At 67.1% G+C, this 17724-nt stretch carries 19 protein-coding genes; 7 read left to right on the top strand and 12 right to left on the bottom strand.

Annotation, left to right across the window (positions count from 1 at the left end):
- Positions 1-66 precede the first annotated feature (66 nt).
- Positions 67-642: an acyloxyacyl hydrolase gene (locus ACFPMG_RS08755; RefSeq protein ID WP_376994779.1), complete on the bottom strand. Its 576-nt coding sequence runs from the start codon at positions 640-642 to the stop codon at positions 67-69.
- Between the two features lie 246 nt (positions 643-888).
- On the opposite strand from ACFPMG_RS08755, the gene ACFPMG_RS08750 reads away from it, so the two are divergent.
- The 4 genes from ACFPMG_RS08750 (at position 889) to ACFPMG_RS08735 (ending at position 4815) form a co-directional block, all read left to right on the top strand.
- The gene (locus tag ACFPMG_RS08750) at positions 889-2460 is read left to right on the top strand and encodes a bifunctional aminoglycoside phosphotransferase/ATP-binding protein (protein ID WP_376994778.1); all 1572 of its coding nucleotides are present in this window, start codon (positions 889-891) and stop codon (positions 2458-2460) included.
- Positions 2461-2598: 138 nt separating this feature from the next.
- Positions 2599-3465 carry a universal stress protein gene (locus ACFPMG_RS08745; RefSeq protein ID WP_376994777.1) on the top strand — a complete coding sequence of 289 codons (867 nt, stop codon included), beginning with the start codon at positions 2599-2601 and terminating at the stop codon, positions 3463-3465.
- 150 nt (positions 3466-3615) lie between these two features.
- Positions 3616-3876: a hypothetical protein gene (locus ACFPMG_RS08740; RefSeq protein WP_376994776.1), complete on the top strand. Its 261-nt coding sequence runs from the start codon at positions 3616-3618 to the stop codon at positions 3874-3876.
- 261 nt (positions 3877-4137) lie between these two features.
- The gene (locus ACFPMG_RS08735; protein WP_376994775.1) at positions 4138-4815 is read left to right on the top strand and encodes a hypothetical protein; all 678 of its coding nucleotides are present in this window, start codon (positions 4138-4140) and stop codon (positions 4813-4815) included.
- A gap of 124 nt (positions 4816-4939) precedes the next feature.
- Here ACFPMG_RS08735 and ACFPMG_RS08730 read toward each other — a convergent pair whose 3' ends face one another.
- Positions 4940-5347 (bottom strand): dihydroneopterin aldolase, encoded by a 408-nt coding sequence (locus ACFPMG_RS08730; protein WP_376994774.1) that lies wholly within the window; start codon positions 5345-5347, stop codon positions 4940-4942.
- Between the two features lie 135 nt (positions 5348-5482).
- A complete protein-coding gene (gene folK / locus ACFPMG_RS08725; protein WP_376994773.1) occupies positions 5483-5989 on the bottom strand; it encodes a 2-amino-4-hydroxy-6-hydroxymethyldihydropteridine diphosphokinase in 507 nt (168 codons plus the stop codon).
- 235 nt (positions 5990-6224) lie between these two features.
- Between folK and ACFPMG_RS08720 the strand changes: the two genes are divergently transcribed.
- The 3 genes from ACFPMG_RS08720 (at position 6225) to ACFPMG_RS08710 (ending at position 7962) form a co-directional block, all read left to right on the top strand.
- Entirely contained in the window at positions 6225-6686 is a 462-nt protein-coding gene (locus ACFPMG_RS08720) for a hypothetical protein (protein ID WP_376994772.1), read from the top strand.
- Between the two features lie 103 nt (positions 6687-6789).
- The gene (locus tag ACFPMG_RS08715; RefSeq protein WP_376994771.1) at positions 6790-7452 is read left to right on the top strand and encodes an SRPBCC family protein; all 663 of its coding nucleotides are present in this window, start codon (positions 6790-6792) and stop codon (positions 7450-7452) included.
- Between the two features lie 129 nt (positions 7453-7581).
- A complete protein-coding gene (locus tag ACFPMG_RS08710; RefSeq protein ID WP_035676169.1) occupies positions 7582-7962 on the top strand; it encodes a c-type cytochrome in 381 nt (126 codons plus the stop codon).
- Positions 7963-8046: 84 nt separating this feature from the next.
- On the opposite strand, the gene pepN is transcribed toward ACFPMG_RS08710, so the two are convergent.
- From pepN to ACFPMG_RS08665, 9 genes are all read right to left on the bottom strand, one after another.
- Positions 8047-10704 carry an aminopeptidase N gene (pepN, locus tag ACFPMG_RS08705; protein ID WP_376994770.1) on the bottom strand — a complete coding sequence of 886 codons (2658 nt, stop codon included), beginning with the start codon at positions 10702-10704 and terminating at the stop codon, positions 8047-8049.
- A 178-nt stretch (positions 10705-10882) separates the two neighbouring features.
- Positions 10883-11239: a HesB/IscA family protein gene (locus ACFPMG_RS08700; RefSeq protein WP_014197143.1), complete on the bottom strand. Its 357-nt coding sequence runs from the start codon at positions 11237-11239 to the stop codon at positions 10883-10885.
- A 16-nt stretch (positions 11240-11255) separates the two neighbouring features.
- Positions 11256-11681, bottom strand: a complete 426-nt coding sequence (locus ACFPMG_RS08695) for an iron-sulfur cluster assembly protein (RefSeq protein ID WP_376994769.1) — start codon at positions 11679-11681, stop codon at positions 11256-11258.
- Between the two features lie 23 nt (positions 11682-11704).
- Complete coding sequence (gene sufU, locus ACFPMG_RS08690) at positions 11705-12172, bottom strand: Fe-S cluster assembly sulfur transfer protein SufU (protein ID WP_014197141.1); 468 nt, start codon at positions 12170-12172, stop codon at positions 11705-11707.
- Positions 12169-13443, bottom strand: coding sequence for a cysteine desulfurase (locus ACFPMG_RS08685; protein WP_376994768.1), 1275 nt, complete (start codon positions 13441-13443; stop codon positions 12169-12171). The genes sufU and ACFPMG_RS08685 overlap by 4 nt, the downstream gene beginning before the upstream one ends.
- 14 nt (positions 13444-13457) lie before the next feature.
- A complete protein-coding gene (gene sufD, locus ACFPMG_RS08680) occupies positions 13458-14813 on the bottom strand; it encodes a Fe-S cluster assembly protein SufD (RefSeq protein WP_376994767.1) in 1356 nt (451 codons plus the stop codon).
- A gap of 2 nt (positions 14814-14815) precedes the next feature.
- Positions 14816-15568, bottom strand: coding sequence for a Fe-S cluster assembly ATPase SufC (gene sufC / locus ACFPMG_RS08675; protein ID WP_040134065.1), 753 nt, complete (start codon positions 15566-15568; stop codon positions 14816-14818).
- 32 nt (positions 15569-15600) lie between these two features.
- Positions 15601-17088 carry a Fe-S cluster assembly protein SufB gene (gene sufB, locus ACFPMG_RS08670; protein WP_376994766.1) on the bottom strand — a complete coding sequence of 496 codons (1488 nt, stop codon included), beginning with the start codon at positions 17086-17088 and terminating at the stop codon, positions 15601-15603.
- A 49-nt stretch (positions 17089-17137) separates the two neighbouring features.
- Complete coding sequence (locus ACFPMG_RS08665; protein ID WP_376994765.1) at positions 17138-17620, bottom strand: SUF system Fe-S cluster assembly regulator; 483 nt, start codon at positions 17618-17620, stop codon at positions 17138-17140.
- Positions 17621-17724: the final 104 nt, after the last annotated feature.

Raw genomic sequence — 17724 nt, 5'->3', positions numbered from 1 at the left:
GCGGCAGAACGGACACCAAGTGATTCGCGGATGGTCATGCTGCATCGCAAAATAACCGGCGAAATCTCAGCGTCCGGTGAAGGCTCCGAACGGCATGCGGTAATAGAATCCGAAGACGTTGTTGGCCGGTGCGGCGGCGTCCGCGACTGGACCGCTGGTGTCGATGCGGCTGTAGCCGAGGCTGAAACGGGCCTTGTTCTCGAACTGGTAACCGAGTTCGAGCTGGGAGCGGAACTCGACCACGCTTCCCGTCGCCGCCGGATCGCGCGGGGTGACCGGCAGGGTTCCGGCGCCCACGCTGGGTGTGAAGACGAAGGAGGAGCCTCCGAGCGGCACGTCGATCAGGATGCCGCCCATGCCGTACAGGCTGCCGTCCGGCGCGCTGGGGCCGAGCGACACCCAGGGGCGCACCTCCGCGTAGCCGTCGAGCTTGGGCAGCAGGGAGGAGCCGATGCGGATCTTGTTGTGCAGGTCGGACACCTTGGTGTCCGGTGTTTCCCCGACGCTGTAGGCGAGGCCGCCGATCTTCCAGTTGCCGATCCGGTCTTCGGGCATGGACAGGGTCTGCGCGACCGCGGGGTTGGAGAGCGCGAGGCCCGCCACGGCAACCACCAGACAGAGGCACGAGGTCCCATGACGCACGGCGGCCTGCTCCCGATCGATCGTTGACCGTCCTACTCCGGCTGCTCCAGCCTACCGCGTCCGATCCCGGCGCGGTTGTGGCATTACGCGTTGCACCGCATCCCCGCGCAAGCGCGTAACGGGGCTACTCCCTGATGTCGTGCGCGCCGACCTCCGCGTCAATGGTGGGAGGGTTGCCCTGTTTGTGACGGCCTAGGCGGTTGGCAGGGCTCATCGGGGGGCGGGGGAGCGTGCTAGACTGCCGTCATGCAGCACGTCGCACCCGATCCGAAGCAGGACCCGGCGCCGGGGGCGACGCCGATGGTGGCCGCCTTCCTCGCCGACCCGGCGAGCCATGGCGGGGCGGCGGTGGAGCGTGTCGAAACCCACGCCGCCGTCGTCTTTCTGGCCGGTGAACGGGCTTACAAGCTGAAGCGCGCGGTCCGCTATCCCTATCTGGATTACTCGACGGTCGAGCGGCGGCACGCGGCCTGCGTGGAGGAACTGCGCCTGAACCGGCGGACGGCGCCGTCCCTTTATCTCGGGCTGGACTCGGTGGTGCGGCGGGCGGACGGAACTCTCGCCTTCGGTGGGGAGGACGCGGCGGGTGGAGCGGCGCTGGACTGGCTGGTCGTGATGCGCCGCTTTCCCCAGGACGCCCTGCTCGACCGCGTGGCGGAGCGGGGCGGTCTCGACGAGGCGCTGGTTCGCGACCTGGCCGACGCCGTCACCGCCTTCCATCAGGCCGCCGCGCCGCGCCCGGACGGCGGCGGGGCCATGGCGATGCGGGAGGTGGTGGAGGGGAACATCGCCGAAATGCGTGCCAACCCCTCGCTGTTCCCGCCGGAACGCGTGGAGCGGCTGGCCGGGGCGTCGTCGGCAGCGCTGGAGCGGATGGCCCCGCTGCTGGAGGAGCGGCGGCGCGGCGGTTTCGTCCGGCATTGCCATGGCGACCTGCATCTTCGGAACATCGTTAATCTGGACGGCAGGCCCGTCCTGTTCGACGGCATCGAGTTCGACGAGCGGTTGGCGGTCATCGACGTCGCCTATGATCTCGCTTTTCTGCTGATGGATCTGGAGCGGCGGGGGCTTCGCCCGTTCGGCAACGCCGTCCTCAACCGCGGCCTGGACGTGACGGAGGATTATGGCGCCTTGGCGCTGCTGCCCCTGTTCCTGTCGGCGCGGGCGGCCATCCGCGCCAAGGTCGCGGCGAGCACGGCGGCACTCCGCCCCGACGAGAACGCGGCGCGGACGTCGGAACGGGAGGCGACCGCCTATCTGGACCATGCCCTTGCGATGTTGGAACCGCCGCCGCCGCGGCTGGTCGCCATCGGCGGCCTGTCCGGCAGCGGCAAGACCCGGCTGGCCCGCGCCCTGGCTCCGTCGCTGGGTGCGTCGCCGGGGGCCGTCGTCCTGCGCTCCGACGCGCTGCGCAAGCGCCTCGGCGGGGTTGCGGAGACGGAGCGACTTCCCGCGGAGGCCTACACGCCGGCGATGACCGAACGGGTCTATGCCGGGCTTCTGGAGCGCGCGGGGATCGTGCTGACGGCCGGGCACGCGGTGGTGTTGGACGCCGTCCATGCCCGCCCGGATGAACGGGCCGCCGTAGCCCGTCTCGCGGCGGAGGCCGGCGTGCGATTCGACGGGATCTGGCTCGACACGCCCTTGGACACGCGGATCGCCCGCATCGCCGCCCGCCGGGGCGACGCCTCCGATGCGACGGCCGAGGTGGCCGAGCGGCAGGACGTCTATGATCTGGGCCCGCTTGAGTGGCTGCGTACGAATGCTGGCAGGGATGCGGGGGAAACGCTTGCGGCCGTGCTGGAGCGACTGGTGTAATTCCAGGTGGAACGGGCGCCGCCGGTTCCCCATGGTCTAGACTACGGGCGGCGCGGCGCTGGAAACGGTGCATCCAGCCGCCGTTCCGACAGGCACCGTCCAGAAGATGGGCCGGCGGAAACGGCCCGGGGGGAGATCATGTCAATCAAGACGATCCTTGTGCCGCTGGCCGGACTCGACGGCGACACGGTGGCTTTGAACGCCGCGCTGAAGATCGCGCGCGAATTCGAGGCCCATGTCGACGCCCTGTTCGTGTCGCTGGACCCGCGCGACGCCGTGCCCATGCTGGGCGAGGGCATGTCCGGCGCGATGGTCGAGGAGATCATGCGCGCCGCCGAAGGGGAGTCGAAAACCCACCTCCACACCGCCCGCCGGACCTTCGACGATGTGATCCGCGCCGCGGACATCGAACTGCGCGGCATGCCCACCGGCGTCGAGGCGCCGACCGCCCATTGGCGGGAGGAAACCGGTCGCGTCGAGGAGGTGGTGCCGCGCGAGGGGCGGCTGGCCGACCTGCTGGTCTTCGCCCACACAACGCTGGACAGCAACACCCAGGCCTACGCGACGGTGGAAAGCGCCCTGCTGGGGGCGGCCCGTCCACTGCTGCTGGCGCCCGCCACGCTGCCGGACGAGATTGGGCGCACGGTGGCGCTCGCCTGGAACGGCAGTCCCGAATCGGTGCGTGCCCTGACCGGGGCGATGCCCTTCCTGACCGGTGCCGACACCGTCCATGTGCTGACCGCCGAAACGTCCAACACCCAGGCTGCGGCAGGGCGTCGCATCGCCCAATATCTCGCTTGGCACGGCGTTAACGTTCAGGTAACCATATTGAAACCGGGATCGGAACCCGTCGGCCAAGCCATCATCAACAAGGCGACGGAGCTTGGGTCCGACCTCCTCGTGATGGGGGGCTACGGACACAGCCGGATGCGGGAAATGATCCTGGGTGGCGTGACCCGCTATGTGCTGAATCACGCCGGCCTGCCCGTGCTGATGGCCCATTGATCATAGGGCCTCTCTGTTAAAGGCCGGGCTTCTCCGATCCGACGCGCGGCGCCGCCACGACGGGCGCCCTCCACGCCGATGGTTTTCGACCACAAGGGCCACCCGGACTCCGGTCCGGGCAAGGTCCGGCAATCGGGAAGGGAACGCGCCATGTTGACGATCGACGATTGCATCGCGCTCAGCGATCTGACCGAAGCGGAAATCGACGCCATCGCGGAGCATGAGCATCTGCCGGAAATTCTGGCGGTGGAACTGGGCTGCTGCCTCGCCCATGACGCCGAAGGAATCCGCCGGATCGCCCGCATCATCCGCGACGACATCGACCGGGCCCGCAGCCATGGTCAGGCCGTCCATGCCCGTCAGTTGACGGCGGTCCTGGACGGCTTCATGCACCAGCACCCGGCCCTGTAGGCACCCGGTCCTGTAGGCAGCCGGTCCTGTAGAAAGAGCCCGCGGAGCAGAAGGTCGACGGGAAGAAAACGCCCCATCCGCACCGTGACGGTGCGTCGGGGAGGGGGAGGCGCGGAACAACCGGCCCTCCGTTCGGTTGGCGTTGGCGGGTTCGCGTCGGGGGGACGGCGGGGAGTGCGCTTGGCGTGCTCCCCCAACCGTCGAGCCACCGCGACGCGCTGTCTTGTTCCGCCGCCAGCACAAAGGACGACGCCCGTGCCCTTGAAGACGATCCGCCTCGAACTGGCCCGCACCGCCGACCATCCGGAAGGCAGCGCGGAGCACGGCTATGAATTCACCGCTCCGCTGACCGGGGACGGCCACCTCGATCTTGAGGAATGGCGCGACCGGAAGGCCGCTTGCACGGTCCGCCGCTTCTGGCGCGGAGAAGACGAGCAGACCGGCAATCTGGTGCATCGGGGCAAGGGTTGGCTGTTCGATTACGACGCCGACGACAGCGACGACGACGAACCGATTTTCCGCTTTGACCGTCACACGCTCGTGGAGGGGGAATACATCTCCATCACCGAGCATGACGGAGTTCCATCACCGAGCATGACGGAGTGCAGCGCCCCTTCCGCGTCGTATCCGTCCGCTGAATGCCGGCTGGTTTCCGTGGCAGTCCGCTGGTTACGGACCCGCCGCACGATTCCGTGCGCTCAGGCGGCCAGCCGTTCTTCGCGGTCGCGCAAGTTGCGCCCAACCTGTTCGAGAAGCTGCCGCAGCGTCTCGGCGGTCATGCCATCCCGATTCATCAGGGCGACGATGATGGGCTCGTCCAGGATTTCCGACAGGGTCGGAGCCGTCAATTGGTCCATATTTCCCTCCCTGTTCATTCCGGCCGGCCGAAAGGCGGCGTCGTTTCCATTGTACGCAAGATACGGTATTTCGCAACAATGATGCGCCGCGAAATAAACTAACGCAGTCGGCGCAAGGGCATAAAGGCGCTGAGTGTTCATGCCTGAACACCGCAATGATGCCTATATCGGCAATCGGGTTACCACGATGGAGGGTGCGAGCGGACTCAGCAGTCCGTGTCACGGTTCCGCGTGATCGTGACTCCGGCCCCTGCGGTGTCGGCAAGCGGGGATGAAAGCTCCACATCGACACGCACATGGCGCACCTTCGGGTGCGCCAGGCACAGATCCGCGGTGCGGTCGGCCAGATACTCGGGGCCGGGCACCGCCTCCTGCGCGCACAGCCGGCGCAGATCCTCCACGATGTCCTCGTAGGACATGACCGCGGTGATGTCGTCGGGGAAACTCAGACCGGGGTGGCTGACCTTCAACTCCAGGCTGATGCGGACGGTGGGGCGTCCGGGGCGCCCGGCGAGCGACACGGTGGCGGTGAAGTCACGCAGCAGGATGGTGTAAGTCGCTGCCGCGCCGGAAGCATCGGCGCCGCAGGGTCGGGAAACGGGTTCATTGGCCAAAAAAACATCTCCTGGCGGGTGGCGGCCCTGGTCCATGCCCCGCCGGGGGCGGCCGCCTCGTCGCTGCGCCGCACCCACTATAGCGCAGGCGCCCGTCCATTCGGCAAGGTCAGACCGCTGGGACCATCGACGGTGTCACACCGCCACAGGATGCTCCGTGCCGGTGCGGACCACCGTGTCCCGGCCCGGCACGGCGGCCAATAGATCGTCGACGCTGCGCGCAATGGCCGGGTGCTGCAAACCGCCGGCGATATCGGCCAGCGGAGCCAGGACGAAGGCGCGCTCCGCGATGCGGGGATGGGGAATCTCCAACTCCGGCGCGTACATCACCAGTTCCCCATAGAACAGGATGTCGATGTCGATGGGGCGTGGCCCGAAGCGAAGGCCGCCTTCCAGGTCGCGGCCCATCTCCGCCTCGACGCTCTTGATGTGGCGCAGAAGCTCCCACGGGCCAAGCGCTGTCTGAGCGCGCAGCACCATGTTCAGGAAAGCCGGCTGGTCGGTCACATACATCGGGGCGGTTTCGTAAACGGGCGACGTCAGCATGATGCGGACCTGCGGAGCAAGCCGTTGCTGCGCGGCCGCCAGATTGGCGGCGCGATCCCCCAGATTGCTGCCAAGCGCAAGGTAGATCGTGGTCATCGCAAAACCGTCGCCAGTCGAAACCATACCCTTGTCAGTCATACCACGATCCTCCGCTCCTTCAACCGTCAAAGCGCCCTCACATCCGAAACCGACTTGCCGTCCCTTGAGGAACGACCCCGAACGGGACCGGCGGGGAGCACGCTCCGGTTTAGGTAGCCGGCTTTCTCCGGGAACCGCAAGCGGTGGGCGGGGTTGTGCCAATCGTGCGATGCTGCGTGGGAGGATGAGGGTCATGACGCTTCGGCAGGTCGGGACGGCGGCGCTTCTTGGGGTGGCCGGGGCATTCCTGGCATCTTGCGCCACGGGGCCGGACCCGCAGATCGCCCGGCGCGCCCAGACCGAACTGGTCGGCATGCCGAAGGACCGGCTGCTCGCCTGCGCCGGGGTTCCGGCGCGTCAGGCCCAGGCCGGCGGGCGGGAATATTACACCTACGTGTCCGACCCCGGCGTGGCGGTCAGCCCGCTTGGCGGCAGCAGCATCGGCGTTGGCGGCTTCGGAGGGAGCGGATCCAGCGGCGTGGGCGTCGGGCTGGGATTCGGGCTGCCGTTCGGTTCCTCGTCGCCCGGCCTGTGCGAGGCGACCTTCGTCCTGGGGCCGGGTGGGGTCGTGGAGCAGGTGTCCTATCCGGGCAACGCCTCGCTCTCCGCCTGCACGCCGATCGTCCAAAACTGCGTGCCGCCCGTCCCGCGCTGAGCTGGGTCCTTCCTGGCTGAAAGGGGGACTGTCGCCGGTCGCGGCCTTGCCGTATCGTCCGGCTAGGGCTTGGCTGTGAAAAAAGGCAGGGGAGGACCACGTCATGGACATGAGCGGCAGCCAGCGCATCACCGCCTCGCGGGACAAGGTGTGGGAGGCGCTGAACGACCCGGACATCCTGCGCCAGTGCATTCCCGGCTGCGAGGAGGTGCAGAAGACCTCCGACACGGAATTCACCGCGAAGGTGGTCGCCAAGGTGGGGCCGGTCAGCGCCAAATTCTCCGGCAAGGTGACCTTGTCGGACCTCGACCCGCCCAACGGTTACACCATCACCGGAGAAGGCTCCGGCGGGGCCGCCGGCTTCGGCAAGGGCGGCGCCAAGGTCTCGCTGGCACCGGACGGCGAGACGGCCACGGTCCTGTCCTACACCGCCCACGCCACGGTCGGCGGCAAGCTGGCTCAGATCGGTTCGCGCTTGGTGGACGCCACGGCGCGCAAGATGGCGGACGATTTCTTCAACCGCTTCACGGCGGTGGTCGGCGGGCCGCCGGCGGATCCGGCGTTCGAACCGGACTCGGAGGCGGTTGCGGAACCCCTGGCGCGGAATGCCGAGGTTCCGCAGGTGGTGACGCCGGCCATTGCGGCGCCCGCGCCGGAAATCCCCATTCCGCTGCCCGCCGCACGAGGGCGGGGCGGCTTCTATGTGCCCTGGGCGGCGCTGGCCGTCGTGGCGGTTCTTGTTCTTCTTCTCGCCTGGATGAAATAACCCGTATTTGGTGTTTGTGGTGTGGGAGCGACACGTTGGGGGGTTGGCCTTAACCACAGAATGTGTATGCTGCGCCCGAACCTGCCGGCACCAGAACGCCGGCCTCATCCGGAAGGGGGAATCTGACCAATGAACAAGCATATCCTGGGCGCCGCCCTGATCGCCGGCATTGCCATGGGCGCGGGCGCCGCGCAGGCCGCTGATGCCGCCGCCGGTAAGGACGTCTTCAAGCAGTGCATGGCCTGCCACACCGCCGAGCAGGGCAAGAACAAGGTCGGCCCGTCGCTGTTCGGCGTCGTTGGCCGCCCGGCCGCCTCGATCGACGGCTTCAAGTACTCCAAGCCGATGCAGGAGAAGGCCGCCGGTGGTCTGGTCTGGACCCCGGACAACCTGAAGGCCTACATCACCGCCCCGAAGGAAGTCGTTCCGGGCGGCACGATGGCCTTCGCGGGCATCAAGGACGCCGGCAAGGTGGACGATCTGATCGCCTTCCTGGGCGAGCAGAAGTAAAGACGCCCGCGTTTCGGCGCGGGGGTGGAGAAGGGCCGGAGGGGAAACCCTCCGGCCCTTTCCTTTTGCATCAGCCTCTTCCGGTCAGCCGGCCGCCTCCAGGCTCTTGCTCGCCACCTCGAAGACGTCCGGCGACAGGCCCGGCGTGGCGACGATGCGCTCCAACTCGGCCTTCATCAGCGCGCGGCGCGGCGCGTCGTAGCGGCGCAGACGCGAGAAGGGACCGACCATACGGGCCGCCACCTGCGGGTTCATCGGGTCGAGCCGAAGAACCTGATCGGCCAGGAAGCGATAGCCCGCCCCGCTGGTGTCGTGGAAGCGCACCGGATTGCCCCCCGCGAAACCGCCGATCAGCGCGTAGACCTTGTTCGGGTTGCGGATCTCGAAGGCGGGGTGGGCGAGCAGTTCCGTCACCCGCTCCAGAGCGTCGGGCCGGTGCGAGGTCGCCTGTACGGCGAACCACTTGTCCACCACCAGCGCCTCGCCCTTCCAGCGCTCATAGAAGCCGGCGATGGCCTCTTCCCGCTCCGGCGCGCTGGAATTGCTGAGGAACTGCAGCGCCGCCATCACGTCGGTCATCGCCTGGGAGCCGCGATACTGGCCAAGGCAGAGGCCGAGCGCCTCTTCGTCCTCCAGCGCCATGAGATAGGCGAGGCAGAGATTTTTCAACGCCCGCCGCCCGATGGCCGCGGCGTCGACCGAGAAGGGCTCGTTGCCCGCGTTGCGGCGGTGCGTGTCGAACCAACCCGGCCGCAGCGCCTCGGCCAAGCGGCGGCGGGCGAACTCGCGCACCACGTGGATGGCGTCGGGGTCGATCACCTCCATCTGCGTGCCGAGGTAGCTCTCCGTCGGCAGCGCCAGAGCCTGCGCGGCGAAGGCCGGGTCCTGGTCGGCGTCGTTCAGAACGGCACCCACCGCATCGATGAAGCTCTGGGGCAGCGCCAATTCCCGTCCGGCCTGCCGATCGGCGACCAGGGAGAGCAGCAGCCGGGTGGCCAGCGTCTGCCCGGCCTCCCAGCGGTTGAAGGCGTCGCTGTCGTTGGCCATCAGGAAGGTCAGGTCGCCGTCCGTCAGGTCGGCCCGCAGCTTCACCGGGGCGGAGAAGCCGCGCAGCAGCGATGGCACCGGGCGGGCCGGCACGTCGACGAACGTGAAGGTCTGCTCGGCCTCGGTGATGTGCAGGATGCGGCTGGTGCCGGTGGCCTCGGTCTCGCCGGCGAGGCGCAGCGGCAGGTCGGCTCCGTCCGGACCGAGCAGCCCCATGACCAGCGGGATGTGCATCGGCTCCTTCACCGGCTGGCCGGGGGTGGGCGGCACGGTCTGCCGGACCGTCAGCCGGTAGGTCTTGGCCGCGTCGTCATAGGCGCCGGTGACGTCCAGTTCCGGCGTGCCGGCCTGTCGGTACCAGCGCTTGAACTGGGTCAGGTCCACGCCGGTGGCGTCGGACATCGCCGCGGCGAAGTCGTCGCAGGTGACCGCCTGCCCGTCGTGGCGCTGGAAATACAGGTCCATGCCCTTGCGGAAGCCCTGCGGCCCCAGCAGCGTGTGGTACATGCGGATGACTTCCGACCCCTTGTCGTAGACGGTGGGGGTGTAGAAGTTGTTGATCTCCACATAGCTGTCCGGGCGCACGGGATGCGCCATGGCGCCGGAATCCTCGGGGAACTGCACGGTGCGCAGGCGCTGCACGTCGGCGATGCGCTTGACCGCCCGCGAGTTCATGTCGCTGGAGAACTCCTGGTCGCGGAAGACGGTCAACCCTTCCTTCAACGACAGCTGGAACCAATCGCGGCAGGTGACGCGGTTGCCGGTCCAGTTGTGGAAATACTCGTGCGCCACCACCGCCTCGATGCCCAGGAAGTCCTGGTCGGTGGCGGTCTCCGGCTTCGCCAGGATGTATTTGGTGTTGAAGACGTTCAGGGACTTGTTCTCCATCGCCCCCATGTTGAAGTCGCCGACCGCGACGATGTTGAAGATGTCGAGGTCGTATTCCAGACCGAACACCTCCTCGTCCCAGCGCATCGACTTGATGAGCGAGCGCATGGCGTGGTCGACCTTGTCCTCGTTCCCCGGCTCGACATAAATGCGCAGGGTCACGTCGCGGCCGGACGCGGTGCGGAAGCGGTCCTCCTGGTGCACCAGGGTGCCGGCGACCAGCGCGAACAGGTAGCAGGGCTTGGGGAAGGGGTCCTCCCACACCGCGCGGTGGCGCCCGTCGGGCAGGTCGCCGGATTCGATGAGATTGCCGTTGGACAGCAGCACCGGATAGCGCGCCTTGTCCGCGGTGATCGTGGTGGTGTAGCGGGCCATCACGTCGGGCCGGTCGGCGAAATAGGTGATCTTGCGGAAGCCCTCCGCCTCGCACTGGGTGCAGAAGTTACCGGAAGACTTGTAGAGCCCCTCCAGCGCGGTGTTCTCCTGCGGCTTGATGCGGACGACGGTCTCCAGCGTGAAGTTCTCCGGCACGCTGTGGACGGTCAGATGGTCGGGCGTGACGGTGTATTCGGCATCGGCCAGCGGCTGCCCGTTCAGCGTCACGGACACCAGTTCCAGCCGCTGCCCGTCCAGCGTCAGCGGCAGCGCCGCCGCATCGTCGCGCGCCGGGTTGCGCCGCAGCCCGAGCTGCGCGCGGACCGTGGTCACCTCCTCGCCAAGATCGAAGAACAGATCGACCGTGTCGATCAGATGCGCTGGCGGGCGGTAGTCCTGCAGGCGGATGGCCTTGGGCGTGCCTTTGTCCATGGGGCTTTTCTCTAACCTTGTTTTGGCCGTGTCGGCGTCGCGGGTACGGACTCTAGCATGGAGAGTGGGGACGCGGGACGCTGTTGGACAGGGCCGCCCTCACTATCAAAAGATCCATGAAAAAAGCCCCCATCCGGACGGAAGGGGGCTCTTGCCGGTCGGCGGGCTGTGACGGCATTCAAACGTGGAAGCTCTCGCCGCAGCCGCAGCGGCCCTTCTCGTTCGGGTTCTTGAAGACGAAGCCGGTCTGGAACTTGTCGTCGACGTAGTCCATCTCGCTGCCGATCAGGAACATCACGGCGGCGGGGTCGATCAGGACGGTGACGCCCTTGTCCTCCACCACCTCGTCGAACTTCATCTTTTCCTTGGCGTACTGCACGTCATAGCTGAGGCCGGAGCAGCCCTTGGCCTTCACGCCGATGCGCAGGCCGATGTAATCGTCGGTCGCCTTTGCCATCAGCATCCGCACGCGCTCCGCAGCGGCGTCGGTGATGGAAAGGGCCTTGGGGAGAGAAGCCGTAGAAGCCGTAGCCATGGGGATCTTCGCCTCCTTAAAACATGTCCAGTTGGACCCGAGCGACCTCGGACATCATGCCCTGGTGCCAGGGCGGTTCCCAAACCAGCTCCACCTTGCATGTGGTGACGTCCTCGACGGACGCAACCGCCTGCTGCACCTGCATCGGCAGTTCGCCGGCCACCGGGCACATGGGGCTGGTCAGGGTCATGTCGATCTCGACCTCGTTGTTCGGGCCGATGTCGACGCGGTAGATCAGGCCCAGTTCCCAGATGTCCACGGGGATTTCCGGGTCGTAGCAGCTCTTCAGCGCCGAGATCACCGCCTCGCTCAGCGCGGCGCGCGGGTCGTAGGCGGCCTTGGCCGCAGCCATGTCCGCTTCGGTCTGGTTCATCGGCTTGGCCTCCGCGGCGTCGGCTTCCTTGGAGATCGCGTCAGTGGGGGAGATCGCGTCATCGGGCATCGCGTTTCACCGTTTCCTGCAACTTACTCGCTGCTCGCCTTGTCCTCGCCTTCGATGGCCGCGTTCATCGCGTGCCAGGCGAGGGTGGCGCATTTCACGCGCACCGGGAACTGACGGACGCCGGACAGCACCATCAGCCGTTCCATGGCGTCCTCGTCCACCGGGCCGTGGTCGCCGTGGTCGTGGTCGTCCTTGGTGCAGAGGTCGTGGAAGGTTTCGAACAGGGCCTTGGCCTCCGCCTCGGTCTTGCCCTTGACCACCTCGGTCATCATGGACGCGCTGGCGGTGGAGATGGCGCAGCCGCGGCCCTGGAAGGCCACATCCTCGACCACCCCGTCCTTCAGCTTCAGGTAGACCATGAAGCGGTCGCCGCACATGGGGTTCTCGCCCTTGGCCTCCCGGTTGGCATCGTCAGGATGCCGGAAGTTCCGGGGGTTCTTGCCGTGGTCCAGGATCACTTCCTGGTACAGCTCGCGCAGTTCGTCCATCATGCTCCGAAGAACTCCTTCACCGCGATCACCGATTCAACCAGAGCGTCGGCTTCCGCCCGCGTGTTGTAAAGGGCGAAGCTGGCCCGCGCCGTGGCACCGACCCCGAAACGCTCCATCAGCGGCTCCGCGCAGTGGCGGCCGACGCGCACGGCGACGCCGTACTGGTCCACGATGGTGCCGAGATCGTGCGGGTGCACGCCCTCCAGCGTGAAGGAGATGATCGGACCCTTGCCCGGCGCGGTGCCGTAGACGCGCAGGCCGTCGATCTGGGAGAGCTGCTGCGTGGCGTACTGGAGCAGGTCGTGCTCGTGCGCAGCGATGGCTTCGCGGCCCAGGGACTCCATATAGTCCAGTGCCACGCCCAGCCCGATCACCTCGGTGATCGCCGGGGTGCCGGCCTCGAAGCGGGCCGGCGGAGCCTTGAAAGTGGTGCCTTCGAAGCTGACGCTCTCGATCATGTCGCCGCCGCCCTGGTAGGGGGGCATCTTCTTCAGCAGCTCATACTTGCCGTACAGCACGCCGGTCCCGGTCGGGCCGTAGAGCTTGTGGCCGGTCATGATGTAGAAGTCGGCGTCGATGTCCTGCACGTCCACCACGCCGTGCACGGCGGCTTGGCTGCCGTCGAACAGCACCGGCACGCCGCGCTCGTGCGCCATGCGGGCGATGATCTTGGCCGGCGTCACCGTGCCCAGCACGTTGGAGCAGTGGGTCATCGCCACCAGCTTCGTACGGTCGGACAGCAGGTCCTCAAAGGCGTTCAGGTCCAGCACGCCGTGCTCGTCCACCGGGACGACGCGGATGCGGACGCCCTTGTCCATCTGGAGAAGCTGCCACGGCACGATGTTGGCGTGGTGCTCCATGACCGAGACGATGATCTCGTCGCCTTCCGACAGGAAGGTCCGGCCATAGCTGTGGGCGACGAGGTTGACGGCCTCGGTCGCGCTGCGGGTGAAGACGATGTTGCGTTCCGACGGGGCGTTCAGGAAGCGGGCGACCTTGCGGCGGGCCTCCTCGAACTGGTCGGTCGCGGTCTGCGACAGGAAATGGACGCCCCGGTGGATGTTGGAATAATCCTCCTCCAGGAAGCGGGTCATGGCGTCGATGACCTGCCGCGGCTTCTGCGCGGAGGCGGCGCTGTCCAGATAGACGAGCGGCTTGCCGGGCTTGCCCTTCCGCTCGTGCACGGTGCGCGACAGGATGGGGAAGTCGGCGCGCACGCGCTCCACATCGAAGGTGGGGTCGAAGGTGGGGAGGGTGATCTGGGTGTCCATCTCCGGGTCCCTCCTCAGCGCGCGTTCTGCCAGTTGGCGACGTAGCTCTGGAAGGCGTCGCGGACGCTTTCCTCGGCGATCTCCTCCAGCGCCTCGGACAGGAAGGCGCCGATCAGCAGTCCGCGCGCCGTATCCTTGTCGATGCCGCGGGCGCGCAGGTAGAAGAGCTGGTCATCGTCCAACTCACCCACCGTGGCGCCGTGGCTGCACTTCACGTCGTCGGCGTAGATCTCCAGCTCCGGCTTCGCGTCGATCTCCGCGGTGTCGGAGAGCAGGAGCGCGCGGTTCTGCTGGTAACCGTCGGTCTTCTGCGCGTTGGGACGCACGATGATCTTGCCCTGGAAGACGGCGCGGGCCTGATCGTCGATCACGCCCTTGTAGACCTCGCGGCTGGTGCAGCAGGGCTTGGCGTGGTCGATGAAGGTGGTGGTGTCGACATGCTGGCCGCCGCGCACCATGTAGGCGCCGCTGACATGCGTGTCGCCTTCCTCGCCGTCCAGCACGCTGTTCACCTCGTTGCGCGACAGCTTGGCGCCGATGGTCAGGATGAAGTTGTCGTAAACGCCCTTGCCCGCCACCTTCGCCGCGGTGTGCGACAGGTGGAAGGCCTCCGTGTGCTCGCGCTGGACCTTGTAATGGTGGACCGACGCGCCCTCGCCGACGAAAACCTCGGTCACGCCGTTCGACAGGGTGGTGCAGGAACCCAGGCCGACGTGATGCTCGACGATCACGGCGCGGGAGTCCGCTTCCGCAACGATCAGGCCGCGCGGGTGGAAGGCGGTGGGCTGCGCCTCGGAGCCGACGGAGACGAAGACCAGCTCGATGGTTTCCTCAACCGTGACGCCGCGCGGCACATGAAGCACCGGCCCGTCCGCCAGGAAGGCGGTGTTCAGCGCGACCAGGGTCTGATCGTCGGGGGCGGCGATGCGGCCCAGATGCTCGGCCACCAGATCGGGCTTGCGAGTCAGGGCGTCGGCGAGGTTCAGCAGCTCGACCCCCGCCGGCAGCCCGGCGGTGGAGGACAACTCCGCCCGGAAGCGCCCATCGACGAAGACCAGCCGCGGGCCGGTCGCGCCGTCCGCGCGCACGGTCGGCAGCACGTCGAAGCGGACGGCCTCGCCGGTCACGGCCGCCGGCTGGAAGGCCAGCTTGTCGAGCGCGCGCAGGTTGGTGTAGCGCCAGGACTCGTTCTTGACGGTCGGCAGACCAAGTTCCGCGAAGCGGGCGCGGCCCTGTTCGCGCAGACCGTCCAGCCAGGACAAGCCGCCGCCGGGCAGCCCGCCCTTGACGCGGTCGAGCTGCTCCAGGAAGGGCCTGGCCGCCGCCGGCTCGTAGCCCCGCGGTGCCTTGGTGAGGGTCGTCGTCGCCATGGTCAGGCCGCCTCGTTCACGCCGAACTCGGCGTAGCCGTTCTTTTCCAGCTCCAGCGCCAGCTCCTTGCCGCCGGAGCGCTGGATCTTGCCGAAGGCCAGCACATGGACATGGTCCGGCACGATGTAGTCGAGCAGGCGCTGGTAGTGGGTGATGACCAGCATCGACCGCTCCGGCGAGCGGAGCGCGTTCACGCCCTCGGCCACGATCTTCAGCGCGTCGATGTCCAGGCCGCTGTCCGTCTCGTCGAGGATGGCGAACTTCGGCTGGAGGACGGCCATCTGAAGCGTCTCGTTGCGCTTCTTCTCGCCGCCGGAGAAGCCGACGTTGACCGCGCGCTTCAGCATCTCGTCGGTCATGTTCAGCGCCTTGGTCTTCTCGCGCACCAGCTTCAGGAACTGCATGGCGTCCAGCTCCGGCTCGCCGCGCTGCTTGCGGATGGCGTTCAGGGCGGACTTCAGGAAGGTGGTGTTGGCGACGCCGGGGATTTCGACCGGGTACTGGAAGGCCAGGAACAGGCCGGCGGCGGCGCGCTCTTCCGGCTCCATCTCCAGCAGGTCCTTGCCGAAGAAGCTCACCGAGCCCTCGGTGATCTCATAGCCGTCGCGGCCGGCCAGCACGTAGCTGAGCGTGCTCTTGCCCGAGCCGTTCGGCCCCATGATGGCGTGCACCTCGCCCGGGTTGATCGTCAGGTCGATGCCCTTGAGGATTTCCTTGCCGTCCACCGTGGCGTGCAGGTTCTTGATCTCGATCATCGTTTCTTCTTCCTTCGCGATACGGTGGGCGGTCAGCCGACGCTGCCTTCGAGGCTGATGCCGACGAGCTTCTGGGCTTCCACGGCGAACTCCATGGGCAGCTCCTTCAGCACTTCCTTGCAGAAGCCGTTGACGATCAGCGACACGGCGTCCTCCTCCGACAGGCCGCGCTGGCGGCAGTAGAAGAGCTGGTCCTCGCTGATCTTGGCGGTCGTCGCCTCGTGCTCGACGCTGGCGGTGCGGTTGCGGTTTTCGATGTAGGGCACCGTGTGGGCACCGCACTGATCGCCGATCAGCAGGCTGTCGCACTGGGTGTGGTTGCGCGCCCCTTCGGCCTTCGGCAGGATCTTCACCAGCCCGCGGTAGGTCTGCTGCGCACGTCCGGCGGAGATGCCCTTCGACACAATGGTCGAACGGGTGTTCTTGCCGATGTGGATCATCTTGGTGCCGGTGTCGGCCTGCTGGAAGTTGTTGGTGATGGCGACCGAATAGAACTCGCCCACCGAATTGTCGCCCTGCAGGATGCAGCTCGGGTACTTCCAGGTGATGGCCGAACCGGTCTCGACCTGCGTCCAGGAGATCTTGGAGTTGCGGCCGCGGCAGGCGCCGCGCTTCGTCACGAAGTTGTAGATGCCGCCGACGCCCTCGGCGTTGCCCGGATACCAGTTCTGGACCGTCGAGTATTTGATCTGCGCGTCGTCCAGCGCCACCAGCTCGACCACCGCGGCGTGCAGCTGGTTCTCGTCGCGCTGGGGCGCCGTGCAGCCTTCCAGATAGCTGACGTAGCTGCCCTCGTCGGCGATGATCAGCGTCCGCTCGAACTGGCCGGTGTTGGCCTGGTTGATGCGGAAGTAGGTCGACAGTTCCATCGGGCAGCGGACGCCCTTCGGGATGTAGACGAAGCTGCCGTCCGTGAAGACCGCGCAGTTCAGCGTCGCGTAGAAATTATCGGTGTAGGGCACGACCGAGCCGAGATACTTCTGGACCAGCTCCGGACACTTGTGCACGGCCTCGGAGATGGAGCAGAAGATGATGCCCATCTCCTCCAGCTTGGCCTTGAAGGTGGTCGCGACCGACACGCTGTCGAACACGGCGTCGACGGCGATGGCCGGGCTCTTGCCCTCGGCCCCCTCGACGCCGGCCAGGATCTCCTGCTCGCGCAGCGGGATGCCCAGCTTCTCGTAGGTCTTCAGCAGTTCGGGATCGACCTCGTCCAGCGACTTCGGACGGTCCTTCATCTTGGGCGCGGCGTAGTAGTGCGCGTCCTGATAGTCGATCGGCGGATAGGACAGCTTCGCCCAGTGGCGCGGCTCCTCCATCTCCTGCCAGACACGGAACGCCTTCAGGCGCCATTCGAGAAGCCATTCCGGCTCCTCCTTCTTGGCGGAGATGAAGCGGACGGTGTCCTCGTTCAGGCCCTTGGGCGCGACATCCGATTCGATGTCCGTCGTGAAGCCGTACTTGTACTTCTGCTCCGTGACGGCGCGGACCTGTTCGACGGTTTCGGTCGTGGCGGCCATGCTTGTCTCTCGTTCCCTGAAAGCGTTGTCCGATGAAGGCGCCGAAACGTCAGACGGCGGCGCGCCGTGCCGGGGTCGAACCGGCTTCCATTCCATTGAGCGGGCCGGGTGGACCCTCCGCCCAGGCGGGCGGTCCCATCATGTCGGCCAGCGTCACCTGTTCGAGCGCGCCGCGGATGGCGCTGTTGACCTTCTCCCAGCCGCCGCGCATCGGGCACAGGCGCTGCACGCCGCACTGGCTGTCACCGCCCTCCACGCAGGCGGTGAGCGCGATCGGGCCGTCGAGCGCCGTGATGATCTCGGCGATAGAGATTGCATCGGCGGCGCGGCTGAGCGCATAACCACCCGCGGCGCCGCGGTGCGAGGTCGTGAGGCCCGCCGGGGTCAGCGTCTTCATGAGCTTGGCGACCGTGGGGGAGGGCACGCCCGTGCGCTCCGCCAGATGGGAGACGGTGTGAACCGTGCCCACATGGCGCGCCATTTCGCTCATCACGACGATGGCGTAGTCGGTCAGCTTGCTCAGCCGGATCATGACCACCCCGATACAGGACTAATTTGGTCCTGATTAAGTGGCCATCATAGGACCTTTGTCAAGCGGAACCGGAGCGGGATAACCGGGAAAAACACTCGGGTATA

It is taken from the genome of Azospirillum himalayense (assembly GCF_042657465.1).
GTDB lineage: Bacteria > Pseudomonadota > Alphaproteobacteria > Azospirillales > Azospirillaceae > Azospirillum > Azospirillum himalayense.
Note: the sequence above shows the minus strand (reverse complement) of the source record. Positions and strands in the feature narration are given on the sequence as shown.